The sequence below is a fragment of the Endozoicomonas sp. ALB115 genome, assembly GCF_049310245.1.
In the GTDB taxonomy this organism is placed as follows: domain Bacteria; phylum Pseudomonadota; class Gammaproteobacteria; order Pseudomonadales; family Endozoicomonadaceae; genus Endozoicomonas.
Genome location: NZ_JBLYZG010000203.1, coordinates 1 through 1,047, shown reverse-complemented (window position 1 = coordinate 1,047; position 1,047 = coordinate 1). Strand labels below are relative to the sequence as shown.

Genomic DNA, 1,047 nt, shown 5'->3' with positions numbered 1-1,047 from the left:
ATTGAATGGCAATGGTTCTGCCGTCCGCCGTTTCCTGCAGGATTCGACCTGCCTTGTCGTAAGTCCAGCTCAGCTGGCTTTCCGGATTGGTTGCGGTGAGCATGCGGCCGGTGGCATCGTAAGTGAACGTTAATGTAGAAGTAGGGCTCCCACGCAGAACATGGGAGCCCGGAGTAAGAAAGAAACTACTCATTGGGGGAGCGAGTTAGAATATGCATACTCACAAAACTACTGCTGAAAGCGAGCAATGAAGCGTAAATGCTGGTATCAATATAAAAGCATCATTTAGAAACTTCACCCCAAAAAAATCATGCACACCTTTCTCCATGCACAAAATATGTGGGACAAATGTAAACAGAAATGCATAAGCCATATAAGCTTCTATGCTTTCAAAGCCACCATAGCTTTCTGCCTTCGCGTCGATTGGTAAAACATAGTTTACACTCACAAGTACATTAAAGATGTACCAAAAAAAAGAGAGCAAAATTACTGGATCACCATTTAACCCAGTAATGTTTATAATTTTCTGTCGTATTTTACTCACAAATCACATCCGCACCCACTGCCAGTCATTGCACTGCCTGCTGCATCTGCTGCTCCAGCCATTGAGCCATTCATTCCAGCCATTACTGATGCGATTACCCCACTGGCCTTAGGCACATCTCTGCCAAGTAGCGCCGTAGAGAACTTCGCAGCATTTAGTCCGGAGCCAACGCCACCAAGAACGCCTGTCGCAAAGCCAAAAGCAAAGGAAGTTAAGAGATCTCCTTGGCTTGCACAATCGCTACTAATTAAAGTTGCAGCAACACTAATTGAACCATTTATCAAACCTAAGACGACAAAGACAGGTAGCTGCCCATCGGGGTCAGAATAATTCAACGGATTTTGGTATACGTACCCAAAGGTATTTAATCCACCTTGTAACCCAATCGGATCACTCTGGACATATCTACCACTACCCGGCGCATAATCCCTGAACCGGTTGTAATACAACCCACTCTCACTATCCGCATACTGCCCGGGGAAGCGAATATTAAACCCAAGGCT

The 1,047-nt window shown here is 45.5% G+C and carries 3 protein-coding genes; all 3 read right to left on the bottom strand.

Annotated features, from left to right (window positions below; all coding sequences use genetic code 11):
• Window positions 1–193 (bottom strand): hypothetical protein (locus ACO6VE_RS24640; protein ID WP_422464164.1); only part of this gene is annotated, 193 nt, incomplete at its 3' end.
• 27 nt (window positions 194–220) lie between these two features.
• Window positions 221–544, bottom strand: a complete 324-nt coding sequence (locus ACO6VE_RS24635; RefSeq protein WP_422464162.1) for a hypothetical protein — start codon at window positions 542–544, stop codon at window positions 221–223.
• The coding region (locus ACO6VE_RS24630; RefSeq protein WP_422464160.1) for an RHS repeat-associated core domain-containing protein at window positions 541–1,047 on the bottom strand (507 nt) is incomplete at its 5' end. The genes ACO6VE_RS24635 and ACO6VE_RS24630, both read right to left, overlap by 4 nt.